Source organism: Nocardioides sp. zg-1230, assembly GCF_013155335.1.
Classification (GTDB): Bacteria; Actinomycetota; Actinomycetes; order Propionibacteriales; family Nocardioidaceae; genus Nocardioides.
In genome coordinates this window covers 214,338-229,203 of record NZ_JABJQZ010000005.1, presented here as the reverse complement: position 1 = coordinate 229,203, position 14,866 = coordinate 214,338, and the positions used below count along the sequence as shown (strand labels likewise).

Genomic DNA, 14,866 nt, shown 5'->3' with positions numbered 1-14,866 from the left:
AGCAGCTCGAGCGTCAGGTCTCCCCTAACATGCCGCGGGTGACCACCTACGCCCTCCGCAGCGCCAGTCCCGCCAAGACCCGAGCCGACGCCGTCGTCGTGGGGGTCGTCGCCGGCCCCAAGGGGCCGCAGCTGTGCGACGCCGCCGCGGACGTCAACACGGCGTACGGTCGCCGGCTGCGCCCCTTCCTCTCCACGATGGGCGTGACCGGCAAGGCCGGTGAGGCGGTCCGGACGCCGACGCGCGACGAGGTCAACGCACCGCTGCTCGTCTTCGTCGGCCTGGGCGAGGACCCGACCGACCCCATCGCCGTACGACGTGCCGCTGGCGTCGCTGCCCGCAACGTCCCCAACGCCGCATCGGTCGCCCTCGCCCTGCCGAGCGAGACCCCCGAGCTGGTCGCCGCCGTTGTCGAGGGCCACCGCCTCGGCGGCTACACGTTCACCGCCTACAAGTCGGCGAAGTCCGAGACCACCGAGCCGAACGACGTCGTCGTGCTCACCGGCATCGCCCGGCGCGCCGACGCCGTCGCCGCGCTCGAGCGCGCGGAGGTCCTCGCCGACGCCGTCACGCTGACCCGCGACTGGGTGAACATGCCGCCCCGCGACTGCACGCCCCCGCTGCTGGCCGACCTCGTCACGGCCGCCCACAAGGACGTCACCAGGGGCCGGGGCGCGCCCAAGGTGAAGCTGGCGGTCTTCGACCACGAGCAGCTCGCGGAGATGGGCTGCGGCGGCATCCTCAGCGTCGGCGACTCCTCCGAGGCGCCGTCCCGCCTGGTCAAGCTGACCTGGGCGCCGCAGGACGCGGTCGCGCACCTCGCCCTGGTCGGCAAGGGCGTCACCTTCGACTCCGGCGGCCTCACCATCAAGCCGTCGTCGAGCATGGTCAACATGAAGGGCGACATGGCCGGGGCGGCCAGCGTCGTCGCCGCCACCCTCGCGATCGCCCGCCTCGGCCTGCCCGTGAAGGTGACCGCCTTCGCGCCGATGGCCGAGAACATGGTGTCCGGCACCGCCACCCGCCCCGGTGACGTCATCACCATGCACAACGGGTCGACGGTCGAGATCGCCAACACCGACGCCGAAGGCCGGATGCTGCTGGGCGACGCGCTCTCGCTCGCGGTGCAGGAGCAGCCCGACCTCGTCGTCGACATCGCCACCCTGACCGGGCACATGCAGCTCGCGCTGGGCGACAAGGTCGGCGCCGTGATGGGCACCGACGCGGAGGTCGAGGTCGTCCTGGCCGCCGGCCGGGCTGCCGGTGAGCAGCACTGGCCGATGCCGATCCCCGAGGAGATGAAGGAGCGGATCACCTCCTCCAAGGTCGCCGACCTCCTCCAGCACGACTGGGTGCGCTGGGGCGGCGGCCTCTACGCCTCGGCGTTCCTGCGGGAGTTCACCGGCGGGCTGCCGTGGGCCCACCTCGACATCGCCGGCAAGGAGATGAACACCGGCGGCGCCTACGGCCACGTGCCCGGTGGCGCCACCGGCTTCGGGGTCACGACGCTCGTCGAAGTCGCGCGCTCGCTCGCCGAGGACACCCCCGCTGGTTGAGCAGCGAGTGCAGCGAGGGGTGTCGAAACCCTAGATGCCCCCGGCCTTCTTCCGCCGGTTGTAGTCGCGCATGCGCTGGGGCACCCCGACCACCGCGGCGTCGTACGACGGCACGCGGTGGCGGTTGGCGAAGTCGTGCGCCCACTTCACGCTGGGCACCCGCCGTCGCGTCCACTCACCGTCGTGCGCGACCAGCAGCAGCGTCACGTCGCTGACGGCGGTGCGCGGCTCGACGAATCCCTCGACCCCCTGGCGGGTGGCGACGAACGCCTCGAGGTGTCGCGCGTCCTCGCCGTCGGAGGCACGCACGCGCGTGGAACCGGTGCGGGTGGCGTCCCGCGCCGGGGCACTCGTGCGGCCCTTGCGGCGGAATCGGTCGAACATGCCCATGGCGCACATTCTGCCGGGACGTTCCGCATCGTGCTCGCCGATCGCCCGTTCAGCCCACCCGACCCGGTGTGGACAGCCTCGCGAAGAGTGCAAAGATGGACGCGCCCGAGGTGGTCGGTGCGAGTCGAGCGTGTGGAGGCAAATCAGTGGCGGACGGTGAGTTCGACGTCCTCGTCCTCGGGGCTGGTTCGGGTGGATACGCCTGTGCCCTGCGAGCGGCCCAGCTGGGCCTCAGCGTCGGGCTGGTCGAGAAGGGCAACCTCGGTGGCACCTGCCTCCACGTGGGCTGCATCCCGACCAAGGCCCTCCTGCACGCCGCCGAGGTCGCCGACTCGGCGCGCGAGGCCGCGCAGTTCGGCGTGAGCGCCACCCTCGACGGCATCGACATGCCCGGCGTCAACGCGTACAAGGACAAGGTCGTCGACCGCCTCTTCAAGGGCCTCACCGGGCTGATCAAGTCGCGCGGCATCACGGTCATCGAGGGCACCGGCACGCTGACCGGTCCTCGCGAGGTGACCGTCGACGGCACCGCCTACACCGGCAAGACCGTCGTGCTGGCCTCGGGCTCCTACAGCAAGTCGCTGCCCGGCCTCGAGGTCGACGGCGTCAAGGTGCTCACCTCCGAGCACGCGCTGCGCCTCGACCGGGTCCCGGCGTCCGCCATCGTGCTCGGCGGCGGCGTGATCGGCTGCGAGTTCGCGAGCGTGTGGAAGTCCTTCGGCTCCGACGTCACGATCATCGAGGCCCTGCCGCACCTGGTCGCCGCCGAGGACGAGGCCTCCTCCAAGGCGCTCGAGCGCGCCTTCCGCAAGCGCAAGATCAACTTCCTCACCGGCACGCCGTTCCAGAGCGTGAAGGCCACCGACACCGGCGTCGCCGTCACCGTCGAGGGCGGTGACGTGATCGAGGCCGAGGTGCTGCTCGTCGCCGTCGGGCGCGGCCCGTCGACCGACGGCCTCGGCTACGCCGAGCAGGGCATCGAGATGGACCGCGGCTTCGTGCTCGCCGACGAGCGGTGCCGCACCAACGTCGACGGCGTGTACGCCGTCGGCGACATCGTGCCCGGGCTGCAGCTGGCGCACCGAGGCTTCCAGCAGGGGATCTTCGTGGCCGAGGACATCGCCGGGCTCGATCCGCGTCCGATCGACGAGACCGGCATCCCGCGCGTGACGTACTCCCACCCCGAGATCGCATCGGTCGGCCTCGACGAGGCGAAGGCCCGCGAGCTGCACGGCGACGCCGTCACCACCCTCACCTACGACCTCGGCGGCAACGGCAAGAGCCAGATCCTGCAGACCCAGGGCTTCGTCAAGCTGGTCGGCCTGGTGGACGGTCCGGTCCTCGGCGTCCACATGGTGGGCGATCGCGTCGGCGAGCTCATCGGGGAGGCGCAGCTCATCTACAACTGGGAGGCGCACGCCGACGACGTCGCGCCGCTCGTGCACGCCCACCCCACCCAGAACGAGGCCCTCGGCGAGGCGCACCTCGCGCTGGCCGGCAAGCCGCTCCACGCGCACTCCTGAAGCACCTCCTCGAACCACCCGAGAATTCCCCAACCACACGCGAGCGAAGGAACCACATGGCCTCCGAAGTCACCCTCCCCGCACTCGGCGAGTCCGTCACCGAGGGCACCGTCACCCGCTGGCTGAAGCAGGTCGGTGACACGGTTGCCGTCGACGAGCCGCTGCTGGAGGTCTCCACCGACAAGGTCGACACCGAGATCCCCTCCCCCGTCGCCGGCACGCTGCTCGAGATCAAGGCCAACGAGGACGACACCGTCGAGGTGGGCGCGGTCCTGGCCGTCGTCGGCGAGGAGGGCGAGTCCGCGGGCGACGCCTCCGAGACCGCCGAGCCCGAGGCCCAGCCGAAGGACGAGGAGGAGTCGGAGAAGAAGGCCGAGCAGGAGGAGCAGGTCGCCGAGGAGACCGGCGAGCTCCCCGCGGGTGACGAGACCCCCGAGTCGGAGAAGGACGACGCCCCGGCCCAGTCCGAGCCCGCCGCCGAGGAGGCCTCGTCCGGCTCGTCCGGTGGGTCGTCCGGCGGTGGCGGTGGCGGTGGCGGCGGTGGTGGCGGTACGCCGGTGACGCTGCCCGCGCTGGGTGAGTCGGTCACCGAGGGAACGGTCACCCGCTGGCTCAAGCAGGTCGGCGACGAGGTCGCCGTCGACGAGCCGCTGCTGGAGGTCTCCACCGACAAGGTCGACACCGAGATCCCCTCCCCCGTCGCCGGCACGCTGCTGGAGATCAAGGCCGAGGAGGACGAGACCGTCGAGGTCGGCGCCGAGCTCGCGATCATCGGGTCCGGCGACGCCGCCCCGGCGCAGGCCGAGGAGAAGTCCGAGCCGGAGGCCAAGGAGGAGCCCGAGCCCGAGCCGGAGCCCGAGCCCGAGCCGGAGCCCGAGCCCGAGCCGGAGCCCGAGCCCGAGCCGGAGCCCGAGCCCGAGCCGGAGCCCAAGACGGAGGCCAAGGAGGAGCCGAAGCAGGAGGCCCCCAAGCAGGAGGAGCCGAAGCAGGAGGCACCTGCCCCCTCGCCGCAGGCGCCTGCCGCCGAGAAGCCGGCAGCCGACGGCGGCCGCGACCAGTCGGCGTACGTCACGCCGCTGGTGCGGAAGATGGCCGACCAGCACGGGGTGGACCTCGGCTCGGTGCAGGGCACCGGCGTCGGTGGCCGGATCCGCAAGCAGGACGTCCTCGACGCCGCTGCCGCCGCCCAGCAGGCCGCGGCTGCTCCCGCCGCACCGGCCGCCGCGCCCGCGGCTGCCGGCGCTCCCCCGGCCGCTGCCGCTCCGTCGACGGCGTCCCCGTCGCCGCTGCGGGGCACCACCGAGCCGCTCTCGCGCCTGCGCAAGGTGATCGCCTCGCGCATGGTCGAGTCGCTGCACGAGTCGGCCCAGCTGACGCAGGTCATGGAGGTCGACGTCACCGCGATCGCCCGCCTGCGCGAGGCGTCCAAGGCGGACTTCCTGGCGCGTGAGGGCGTGAAGCTGACCTACCTGCCGTTCTTCGCCAAGGCGGCGATCGACGCGCTCAAGCTGCACCCCAAGCTCAACGCAGCGATCGACAGCGACAAGGGCGAGGTGACCTACTTCGACCGCGAGAACATCGCGTTCGCGGTCGACACCGAGAAGGGCCTGCTCACGCCGGTCGTGAAGGAGGCGGGCGACCTCTCCATCGCCGGGCTGGCGAAGAAGATCGCCGACGTCGCCGAGCGCACCCGCACCAACAAGATCACCCCCGACGAGCTGTCCGGCGGCACGTTCACCATCACCAACCTTGGCAGCTTCGGGGCGCTCTTCGACACCCCGATCATCAACAAGCCGCAGGTTGCGATCCTCGGCCCCGGTGCCGTGGTGAAGCGTCCCGTCGTGATCGACGACCCCAACCTGGGCGAGACGATCGCGGTGCGCCACATGGTCCACATGTCGCTGACCTACGACCACCGCCTGGTCGACGGCGCCGACGCCGGCCGGTTCCTCCAGGAGGTCAAGAAGCGCCTCGAGGCCGGTCAGTTCGAGGTCTGACGACCGACCGCACGACGCCCCGCCCGCGCACCGCGGGCGGGGCGTCGTCGTACCTCGCGCGGGGCGGTCACCGGATATCCGGTGACTCCGCCGACAACGTGGATGTTCCGAGTCACCCAGTGACTCAGATGTTCCACGATCGTCCGCCCAGATGCCGGCGCAGACGGACGAGCAGCCGCCGCGGCTGGCCGCAACTCAGGCGAGGGATGTCGGTGCCGCCACGGGGCGTACGCCGCCTGCTGAGCGGTGCGTCAGCCACATCCGCGGGCGATCGAACGTGGCTGGCTCATCGCCCGCGCCACGATCCGGACGAGGCGCAGGTCACCGGAAAATCGGGCGCGGGATGTCGGTGCTGACACGTAACGTCCTGTGTTTGTGACGGTGACCGAGACGCAGACCCAGACGGCACCGGCGACCACGTCCGCGACCGAGGGGCTGGTGCCGGGGCGGGTGCCGGTCGACTGGCGTCGCGTCCGCCGTCCGCTGACCTATCTCTGCTTCTCGATGTCGCTCCTCGGCGCCGTCGCGGCGTCCCTCGGCTCGATGGTGGCCGGACGCCTCGCCGACGACCCCACCCAGTCGCTCCTGACCCTGCTGGCGCTGTGCGTCGTGGGCGGCGCGGTGATCGACACGGTCGCCAAGACCGTCTGGGCCACCATCTGCGACCGCGCCGAGGGCCAGCTCCGCTCCGACCTGCTCGACGCGGCGATGGCGCAGCCGCTGTCCGAGCTCTCCGAGCAGGCCGTCGGCGAGGTGCTCGACCGCATCGACGACGACACCTGGGAGGTCGGCCAGCTGATGCGCTGGGGCGTGTGGCAGGCCGCGCGCACGTTCCTGGCGTCCGGCCCGCTGTGGGTCGTCGCGACGCTGACCTGGTGGCCGGCGGTCTTCCTCTTCCCCCTGACCGCAGTCGTCACCTTCCTCTCGATCCGCCGCCTGCTCCCCCAGATCGCCGAGCGCAAGGTGGTCGAGGAGGCGGCCTGGACCGACCACGCCGCGTCCACCGAGGAGGGCGTCGCCGCGCGTGACGACCTGCGCACCTCGCTCGGCCAGGCCCACGTGCTGCGCCGCAACGCCCAGCTCGCCTCGGTCGTCCACCGCACGCTCGACGCGGTGCTGGCCGTCGAGGTGCGCGTCACCCGGCGCAGCGGCGGCCTGCTCCACGGCGCGCTCGCCGCCGTCGGCGTCGTCGGTGTGGCGCTGGTCGTCTCCGGCGACCTCTCGACCGCCCGCCTGGTCACCCTGTTCCTGGTCACGACGATGTTCGTCGGCGGCGTCGACATGCTCGCCCGCCACCTGCCCGACCTCCAGGAGGGCTTCGGCGCGGTGCTCCGGCTGCGCGGCATGCTCGCCTCCCCCGCCGAGCCGACGGGCGGGCTCCCCGTCCCCGACGGACCGCTCGACGTCGAGTTCCGGCACCTCGAGTTCAGCTACGGCACCGGGACGTTCGCCCTCCGCGACGTCGACCTGCTGCTGAGTGCCGGCCACACGTGCGCCCTCGTCGGTCGCACGGGGTCGGGCAAGTCCACCCTCGCCTCGTTGCTGTCGCGCGCGGTCGAGCCGCCGCGCGGCATGGTGTTCCTCGGTGGCGTCGACGTGCTCGACCTCGACCTCCAGCAGCTGCGCTCCGCCGTCGGCGTCGTGACCCAGCGCACCGAGGTCCTCGCCGGGTCGCTGGCCGACAACATCACCCTCTTCGGCGACGTGCCCCGCGTGGTCGTCGAGGCGGCAGTGGCCGAGCTGGGCCTGACCGAGTGGGTCGCCGGCCTGCCCGACGGGCTCGACACCGTCCTCGGCCCGGGCGGAACGAGCCTGTCCGCCGGCGAGGAGCAGCTCGTCGCGTTCGCCCGGCTGCTGGTGCGCGACGTCAGCGTCGTGGTCCTCGACGAGGCCACCGCGCGCATGGACCCGGTCACCGAGGCCCGGGTGGTGCGCGCCGCCGATCGCCTGATCTCGGGCCGCACCGGCATCCTCGTCGCCCACCGCCTGTCCACCACCGAGCGTGCCGAGCAGGTCGCGGTCCTCGAGTCCGGCCGGGTGGTCCAGCAGGGCCCGCGCGGCCGGCTCGCCGTCGAGGACGGCCCGTTCCGCGACCTCCTCGACGCCGCCGCCCACGAGGCGGTCGTCGAGGAGCACCACCACGATGACTCCACCATCGGCTCCGTCCGCCGCAGCACCACGCCCCCGGCGCCACCGGAGCTCGCTCCGACGCCGAGCCTGGCCCGGCAGGTGCTCCACACCATCAGCATGCAGCCGCAGTGGGGCCTGCTCGGCGCCGTCATGTTCCTCGTCTCGTCGCTGACCGGCGCGTTCGGCGCGGTGACCGGCTGGGTCTGGGGACACATCGTCACCGAGCTCCAGGCCGGCCAGCGTCCCGGGCTCCTGCTCGTCGCCCTCGTCGCCTCCCTGCTGGTCGGCCCGCTCCTGCTCGCCCAGGCGTTCCGCATCTACCCCCACTGGTGGGTGGAGGTACGCCTCCGGGTGCGCGCCGCGGTGCTCCACGGGCAGACCTCCCAGCGTCGGCTCCTGCGCACCCCGCCCGGTGAGGTCGTCGCCCGCACGATGGACGCCGACCGCCTCGCGCGCTACACGGACCGCTGGGTCGACTTCGTCAACGGCCTGATCATCGCCATCGTGACCGCGCTCATCGCCCGCACGTGGGTGGCGGGCGCGGTCCTGCTGGCCGTCATGGTCGCCTCCGCCCTCGCCTCCACCCTCGGCCGCCGCGTCGCCGGGCGCTCGGCCGCGGCCGCCTCCACCGCCCGCGCGCGGTTCGGTCAGTCGCTCGTGTCGGCACTCGAGTCGGTCCGCACGGTCAAGCTCGCCGCGGCCACGCCGCAGGTCCACCAGCACCTGCGTGACGTCGACGGCGGCCGGGTCGACGCCGCCGTGCGCGAGCACCGCGTGCAGGCCCTGCTCGAGGGCGTTCCCGTCGTGATGGTCCAGTGTGGCGTCGTCGCCGCCTGGGGCGGTCTGCTGACCGGCCAGTGGGAGCTCGCGACCGCGCTGCTGGTCGCCAACGCCGTCAGCGGGTTCGACTGGTTCGGCCGGGTCGCGGGCACCGTCGTGACCGAGGCGCCCGGCACCCGGGCCTGGATGAACGCCACCAGCGAGCTCGCCGGCGGCGGCGACCTGATGGACCTGCCGCCCGGCGTCGACCTGGTGCACGGCACGGGCCCCGAGCCCCCCACACCCCACCGCGACCCCTTGCGCACCCTCACGGTCCGCGACCTCGCCGCGGTGCACGACGACGGCACCGTCGGCGTCCACGACGTCGACCTCGACGTGCGGGCAGGCGAGCTCGTCCTCCTGCTCGGCCAGGTGGGCTCGGGCAAGTCCAGCCTGCTGAGCGCCCTCGCGGGCCTGGTCGGGAGCACCGGCGAGATCCGCTGGAACGACCGTCTCGTCGACGACCCCCAGACCACCCTCCGCCCCGGACGCGTCGCCCACGTCGCGCAGGTGCCGCGGGTGCTGTCCGGCACGTTCACCGGCAACGTCGCCCTCGACCACGTCGACCGGACGGTCATGCCGTCGCTCGAGGCGGCGCGCATGGAGCGCGACGTCACCGAGGCCGGTGGCCCCGACGCCCTCGTCGGCCACCGCGGCGTACGCCTCTCCGGCGGGCAGGTGCAGCGCCTCGCGCTGGCTCGTGCGCTGGCCACCGACGCCGACGTGCTGCTCGCCGACGACGTGTCGTCGGCCCTCGATGCCGCGACCGAGATCGAGCTGTGGCAGGCGCTGCGGGCGCGCGGCACGGCCGTCATCGGCGCCACCAGCAAGGCAGCAGCGCTGGCGCAGGCCGACCGCGTCGTGGTGCTCGACTCCGGCCGCGTGGTCGACGACGGGCCGTGGCACGAGCTGTCCCCGCGGTGGGCGCACCTGGCCGGCTGAACCAGCCACGCACGCTTTGGCCGCGTGGTTGGGTGGGGTCATGCGCGTCGTCATCGCCGGGGCCTCGGGCTTCCTCGGGACCCACCTGTCCGACCACCTCCGGGTGCACGGGCACGAGGTGACCGCCCTCGTCCGGCGCGAGACCTGCTCGCCCCACGAGTCCCGCTGGGACCCCGCGGCCGGCCGCATCGACACCGCGGTGATCGAGGGCGCCGACGCGGTCGTCAACCTCGCCGGCGCCAGCATCGCCGGCAACCCGCACTCGAGGAAGTGGTCCCGGGAGGTGCTGGAGTCGCGGGTGTCCACCACCCGCCTGATCGCCGAGACCATCGCCGCGACCGAGCGCCCGGCGGCGTTCCTCGCCGGCAACGGCATCGCCTGGTACGGCGACCACGGGGCGGCGCCGGTCACCGAGGACACCCCCAGCACGGGCGTCGCCTTCCTCACCACGGTCTCCCACGAGTGGTCGGCGGCGGCCGACCCGGCGCGCGAGGCCGGCGCCCGGGTGTGCGAGCTGCGCACGTCCCCCGTCATGGACCGGACCTCGCCGCCGCTGAAGCAGCTGCGGCTGCTGTTCCAGGCCGGCGGCGGCGCACGGCTGGGGTCGGGCGAGCAGTTCATGCCGATGATCTCGCTGCGCGACTGGATCGGCGCGGTGAGCTACCTCATCGAGTCGCGCGACGTCTCGGGTGCCTTCAACCTCTGCTGTCCCCACACGCCGACCAACGCCGAGTTCACCCGCGCCCTGGCCGCCGCCCTGCACCGCAAGGCCTTCCTCGCCGTGCCGGCGCGCCTGATGAAGTTGGCCGCCGGCGACCTGGCGCCCGAGCTCCTCGGCTCGGTCAACGCACGACCGGCCGCTCTCGAGCGCGCCGGCTACGACTTCGAGGACGAGGACGTCCGCGAGGTGCTGGCCGCCGCGCTGTCCTGATCGCGTACCGCCGCCACCACCCACCTCCCGTCGTCACCGCTACCGTCGCGCACCAGCACCACCCGCCGTGTCGACGGGCGGGCCACCGGCAGCGCGACCGGCGCCCCGGCCCCGACGGCCTCGGCCCCGACCACGCGGTCGGTGACCACCAGCTCCAGCCGCTTCGGTGACCGCGCCGCCACGCGCAGGGCCAGCACCTGCGTCGTCAGGCCCTCGACCCGGAGCCCGCGCCGGAGGTAGTCGCGCAGCAGGCGGACGTCGTCCGCGCCCGCCGCGGCCCCGTCGGCGTACAGCTCCTCGAGCGCCGTCACGTCGCCCTCGGCCCAGGCGGCGGAGCGGCGCTCGTCCCAGGCCGCCAGGACCGCCGCCGCTCCGGACCGGACGGGCCGGGCCGTGGACACCGTGGGGGCCGTGCCCGCCACGTCGATCCGCGGTCGGGGCGGTGGATCGGGTCGTGCCACGTCGACCACCAGCGTCGCCACCACCAGCGCGCAGGCGACGGCGGTGAGCACGGGGAGCAGGCGTCGCGGGTCCACCACCCCACCCTCGCCGATCCCCTGCCCCGCTGCAGGCGTCATCCACAGGCCCACGTGCTCGACCTCCGGGCGGGGCGGGCGGGAGCGCGGCGTACGCTCGGGGCATGTCGTCGGACCAGGTCGTCACGCCCGCGCTCGACTTCGAGGTCGCCGGTCTCGGCGACGAGGCCGTCGACTACCTGGCGGCCTGGGAGCTCCAGCGGCGGGTCCACGAGGAGGTCGTCGCGGGCACGCGGCCCGGCACCGTGCTGCTCCTCGAGCACCCGCCCGTCTTCACCGCCGGCAAGCGCACCGACCCGCACGAGCGCCCGCTCGACCCGGGCGGCGCGGCCGTGATCGACGTCGACCGCGGCGGCAAGATCACCTTCCACGGCCCGGGCCAGCTCGTCGGCTACCCGATCGTGGGCCTGCCCGATCACGTCAAGGTCGTCGACTACGTCCGCCGGGTCGAGGAGGCACTGATCGCGGTGTGCGCCGACCTGGGGGTCACCACCGCCCGCATCCCGGGCCGCAGCGGCGTGTGGCTGCGCGAGGACGAGCGTGGACCGGAGCGCAAGATCGCCGCCATCGGCATCCGGGTGAGCCGCGGCGTGACGATGCACGGCTTCGCGCTCAACTGCGACGTCGACCTGGGCTGGTACGACCGCTTCGTCCCGTGCGGCATCGCCGACGCCGGCGTCACCTCGCTCACGCAGGAGCTCGGCCGCGACGTCACCGTCGACGACGTGCTGCCGAGCGTGCGGCGCCACCTGGCGACGTACCTCTCCTGGCAGCCCTACGACGCCACCCCCGACTATGACGCGCGACCCGAGCCGGGCCGCGGACCCCGCGTCGAGCTGGTCAGGCCGGGCGCACCGGTCTGAGGACGGCCACCGGGATCGTGCGGCCCGCCTTCCTCTCGTAGCGCACCACTCCCGGCGCGTGGGCCGGGACCACGTCGCGCCAGACCCGGCGCACGGTCAACGAGACGAGCCGCCGGAGTCGCAAGCTCGGCTCAGTCGCGCCGGTCCTCGCCGAACCGCTCGTGCGAGTGGTGCTCCTCCGCGAGCCGTCGCAAGGTGGTGAGCACGGTCGCGAAGACGACCTGTCCGACGACCATCTCCTCCAGCAGCCCGATGCGGTCCTTGCGGTCGTCGAGGTTGGCGATCTCGTGGCGCGCCAGCTGGTCGGCCATCGCGACGTAGGGCGCGATCTCGCCCGGGTCGCGCGGATGGGTGTCGAAGCGCCCCACCAGCTCCAGCGTCGCGGCCAGGTTGTCGCGGTCGACCGAGTCCTCACGCACCCGGTCCCAGCCGGCCTGGTCGATGATCGCGTCGGCGACCTCGCGAGCCTGCGCCCGGTCCGGTCCCGAGGGAGGCGGGGACGGCGCCAGCGCGTCGGCGGCCACGGCGAAGAGGTCGTGCACGGTCCCCCGCGTCTCGGTCGCCGCGACCAGCCGCTTGAGCCCCTCGACGGGGACGTCGCCCACGTCGCGGAGGATCCGCAGCAGCTCGAGTCGTCGTACGTGCTGCTCGTCGTAGTCCGTGAGCCGCGGGGTCCGCTTGTCGCCCTCGGGCAGCAGTCCCTCGCGCAGGTAGTACTTGATCGTCGGCACCGGCACCCCGGTCCGGTCCGACAGCTCGGACATCCGCACGGCGCCCCCTTGACCTACGTCGTGGATAGTGTCACTGTCGTACAAGACACTATCACTATCCAAGGAGGCCGCCATGGCCGACTCCCCCACCCGGCGTGTCCCCCGCGCCTACGCCTCGGCCGTGGGCCGCGCCCCCTCGGGCGTGCGCGGCGGCCAGTACGTCGCCGACCCCCAGACCGACGACGTCGTCGTCTTCGTCATCGGCATGCGCATCAACCGCCTGCGCAAGGTGCGCAGCTGGTGGCCGGCGTTCGTCGGCATGCCGCGGATGCTCCGGGAGCTGGCCGAGGCGGACCGCGGCCTGCTCGGCGCCCACTCGTTCTTCGGTGGACGCACCCTCGTCACCATCCAGTACTGGCGCAGCGCCGAGGAGCTCGGGGCCTACGCCCGAGACGCCTCCCTGTCGCACGCCCCCGCGTGGGGGGCGTTCAACAAGCACGCGGCCGCCACCGGTGACGTCGGCATCTTCCACGAGACGTACGTCGTCCCCGCCGACCGCGTCGAGTCGGTCTACGGCAACATGACCCAGTTCGGCCTGGCCGCCGCGTTCGGCTCCGCCGAGCGAGGCAGGCGTGGCCGGACGACCGCGCACCAGCGGCTCGAGGCCACCGAGCCCGACTACGTCGACGCCCCTGCCTGAGGGGTCCTGATGCTGATTGGGGACGCTCGGGGCCCCGTCGTAGAGTGGCGGATGTGACGACTGCTCCCGCACCTGAAGGACGCAAGCTCCTCCGACTGGAGATCCGCAACGCGGAGACCCCGATCGAACGCAAGCCGGAGTGGATCAAGACCCGGGCGAAGATGGGCCCGGAGTACACCTCGCTGCAGAACCTGGTGAAGTCCGAGGGGCTCCACACGGTCTGCCAGGAGGCCGGCTGCCCCAACATCTTCGAGTGCTGGGAGGACCGGGAGGCGACCTTCCTCATCGGTGGTGACCAGTGCACCCGCCGCTGCGACTTCTGTCAGATCGACACCGGCAAGCCGCAGCCGCTCGACCGCGACGAGCCGCGCCGCGTGGCCGAGTCGGTGCAGAAGATGCAGCTGCGCTACGCCACCATCACCGGCGTCGCCCGCGACGACCTGCCCGACGGCGGGTCCTGGCTGTACGCCGAGACGGTGCGCGCCATCCACGAGCTCAACCCCGACACCGGTGTCGAGAACCTCATCCCCGACTTCAACGGCAAGCCCGACCTCCTCCAGGAGGTCTTCGAGTCGCGTCCCGAGGTGCTCGCCCACAACGTCGAGACGGTGCCCCGGATCTTCAAGCGGATCCGCCCGGCCTTCCGATACGACCGCTCGCTCGACGTGATCACCCAGGCCCGCGACTTCGGCCTGGTGACCAAGTCCAACCTGATCCTGGGCATGGGCGAGACCCGCGAGGAGGTCAGCCAGGCGCTGCGCGACCTCCACGAGGCCGGGTGCGAGCTGATCACCATCACGCAGTACCTCCGCCCCTCCGCCCGGCACCACCCCGTCGAGCGCTGGGTCAAGCCGGAGGAGTTCGTCGAGCTCAAGGCCGAGGCCGACGAGATCGGGTTCGCCGGCGCCCTCTCGGGTCCGCTGGTCCGCTCGTCCTACCGCGCTGGACGGCTGTACGGTCAGGCGATGGACGCGCGCGCCGCAGCCGCCGTCTGATCCTGCTTCACCCGCACCACTCCGCACCTGTTGAACACCTGACCGGACAAGGCCACCTCATGTCGACCCCCGCCACCACGCCCAGCTCGCGCCGCGGGCAGATCATGCAGACCTACCAGATGGCCAAGCGGAGCGACCCGCGCCTCGGCCTGATCGTGATGGGCGTCTTCGTGCTCGGCGCCGCCCTGGGCTTCGCGCTCATGTGGGTGCTGCCCGGCGACGGCCTGCTCGGGTGGATCATCTCGGTCGTCGGCGCAATCCTGATCGGCGCGCTCTGCGCGCTGCTCGTCTTCGGCCGCCGCGCCCAGAAGGCGGCGTACACCCAGATGGAGGGCCAGCCGGCCGCCGGGGCGGGTGCGCTGCAGATGCTGCGCCGCGGCTGGAAGGTCGACCCGGTCGTCGGCTTCACCAAGCAGCAGGACGTCGTGCACCGCGTCGTCGGCCCTCCCGGCATCGTCCTGGTCGGCGAGGGCTCGAGCCCCAGCCGCGTCAAGGCCCTGCTCGCGACCGAGCGCAAGAAGCACGAGCGTGTCGCCTACGGCGTCCCGATCCACGAGGTCGTCTGCGGCCGCGGCGAGGGCGAGGTTCCGCTGCCCAAGCTGGTGAAGCACGTCCAGAAGCTCGGGCGCAACGTCAAGCCTGCCGAGATGACCGACATCCTCCAGCGCCTCAAGGCGCTGGACGCCCAGCGCGGCAAGCTGCCGCTGCCCAAGGGACCGATCCCGACCTCGATGAAGGGCATGCGGTCCCAGCAGCGCGGCCGCTGACCGCGCC

The 14,866-nt window shown here is 72.9% G+C and carries 12 protein-coding genes; 9 read left to right on the top strand and 3 right to left on the bottom strand.

The window, feature by feature from the left end:
- Positions 1–29: 29 nt before the first annotated feature.
- The gene (locus HOO61_RS16970) at positions 30–1,556 is read left to right on the top strand and encodes a leucyl aminopeptidase (protein ID WP_172260579.1); all 1,527 of its coding nucleotides are present in this window, start codon (positions 30–32) and stop codon (positions 1,554–1,556) included.
- A 30-nt stretch (positions 1,557–1,586) separates the two neighbouring features.
- Here HOO61_RS16970 and HOO61_RS16965 read toward each other — a convergent pair whose 3' ends face one another.
- Complete coding sequence (locus tag HOO61_RS16965; protein WP_172260577.1) at positions 1,587–1,946, bottom strand: hypothetical protein; 360 nt, start codon at positions 1,944–1,946, stop codon at positions 1,587–1,589.
- Between the two features lie 146 nt (positions 1,947–2,092).
- Between HOO61_RS16965 and lpdA the strand changes: the two genes are divergently transcribed.
- From lpdA to HOO61_RS16945, 4 genes are all read left to right on the top strand, one after another.
- Positions 2,093–3,469 (top strand): dihydrolipoyl dehydrogenase, encoded by a 1,377-nt coding sequence (gene lpdA, locus HOO61_RS16960; RefSeq protein WP_367650224.1) that lies wholly within the window; start codon positions 2,093–2,095, stop codon positions 3,467–3,469.
- A gap of 56 nt (positions 3,470–3,525) precedes the next feature.
- Positions 3,526–5,466, top strand: a complete 1,941-nt coding sequence (sucB, locus tag HOO61_RS16955; protein WP_172260573.1) for a 2-oxoglutarate dehydrogenase, E2 component, dihydrolipoamide succinyltransferase — start codon at positions 3,526–3,528, stop codon at positions 5,464–5,466.
- Between the two features lie 381 nt (positions 5,467–5,847).
- On the top strand, positions 5,848–9,357 hold the full coding sequence (locus HOO61_RS16950) for an ATP-binding cassette domain-containing protein (protein WP_367650223.1): 3,510 nt from the start codon (positions 5,848–5,850) through the stop codon (positions 9,355–9,357).
- A 40-nt stretch (positions 9,358–9,397) separates the two neighbouring features.
- Positions 9,398–10,288 (top strand): TIGR01777 family oxidoreductase, encoded by an 891-nt coding sequence (locus HOO61_RS16945; RefSeq protein ID WP_172260571.1) that lies wholly within the window; start codon positions 9,398–9,400, stop codon positions 10,286–10,288.
- Here the strand turns inward: HOO61_RS16945 and HOO61_RS16940 are convergent.
- Positions 10,234–10,824 carry a hypothetical protein gene (locus tag HOO61_RS16940; RefSeq protein WP_172260569.1) on the bottom strand — a complete coding sequence of 197 codons (591 nt, stop codon included), beginning with the start codon at positions 10,822–10,824 and terminating at the stop codon, positions 10,234–10,236. The two genes, HOO61_RS16945 and HOO61_RS16940, sit on opposite strands and share 55 nt — an antisense overlap.
- A gap of 104 nt (positions 10,825–10,928) precedes the next feature.
- Between HOO61_RS16940 and lipB the strand changes: the two genes are divergently transcribed.
- Positions 10,929–11,687 carry a lipoyl(octanoyl) transferase LipB gene (gene lipB / locus HOO61_RS16935; RefSeq protein ID WP_172260567.1) on the top strand — a complete coding sequence of 253 codons (759 nt, stop codon included), beginning with the start codon at positions 10,929–10,931 and terminating at the stop codon, positions 11,685–11,687.
- A gap of 131 nt (positions 11,688–11,818) precedes the next feature.
- Here the strand turns inward: lipB and HOO61_RS16930 are convergent, their stop codons facing one another.
- Entirely contained in the window at positions 11,819–12,451 is a 633-nt protein-coding gene (locus tag HOO61_RS16930) for a MerR family transcriptional regulator (RefSeq protein WP_172260565.1), read from the bottom strand.
- Positions 12,452–12,530: 79 nt separating this feature from the next.
- Here HOO61_RS16930 and HOO61_RS16925 point away from each other — a divergent pair, with 79 nt between their 5' ends.
- From HOO61_RS16925 to HOO61_RS16915, 3 genes are read left to right on the top strand one after another with little or no spacing between them, the layout of a single operon-like run.
- A complete protein-coding gene (locus tag HOO61_RS16925) occupies positions 12,531–13,097 on the top strand; it encodes a DUF4188 domain-containing protein (RefSeq protein ID WP_172260563.1) in 567 nt (188 codons plus the stop codon).
- Positions 13,098–13,150: 53 nt separating this feature from the next.
- Positions 13,151–14,092, top strand: coding sequence for a lipoyl synthase (lipA, locus tag HOO61_RS16920; protein WP_172260561.1), 942 nt, complete (start codon positions 13,151–13,153; stop codon positions 14,090–14,092).
- Between the two features lie 59 nt (positions 14,093–14,151).
- A complete protein-coding gene (locus tag HOO61_RS16915; protein WP_172260559.1) occupies positions 14,152–14,859 on the top strand; it encodes a DUF4191 domain-containing protein in 708 nt (235 codons plus the stop codon).
- Positions 14,860–14,866: the final 7 nt, after the last annotated feature.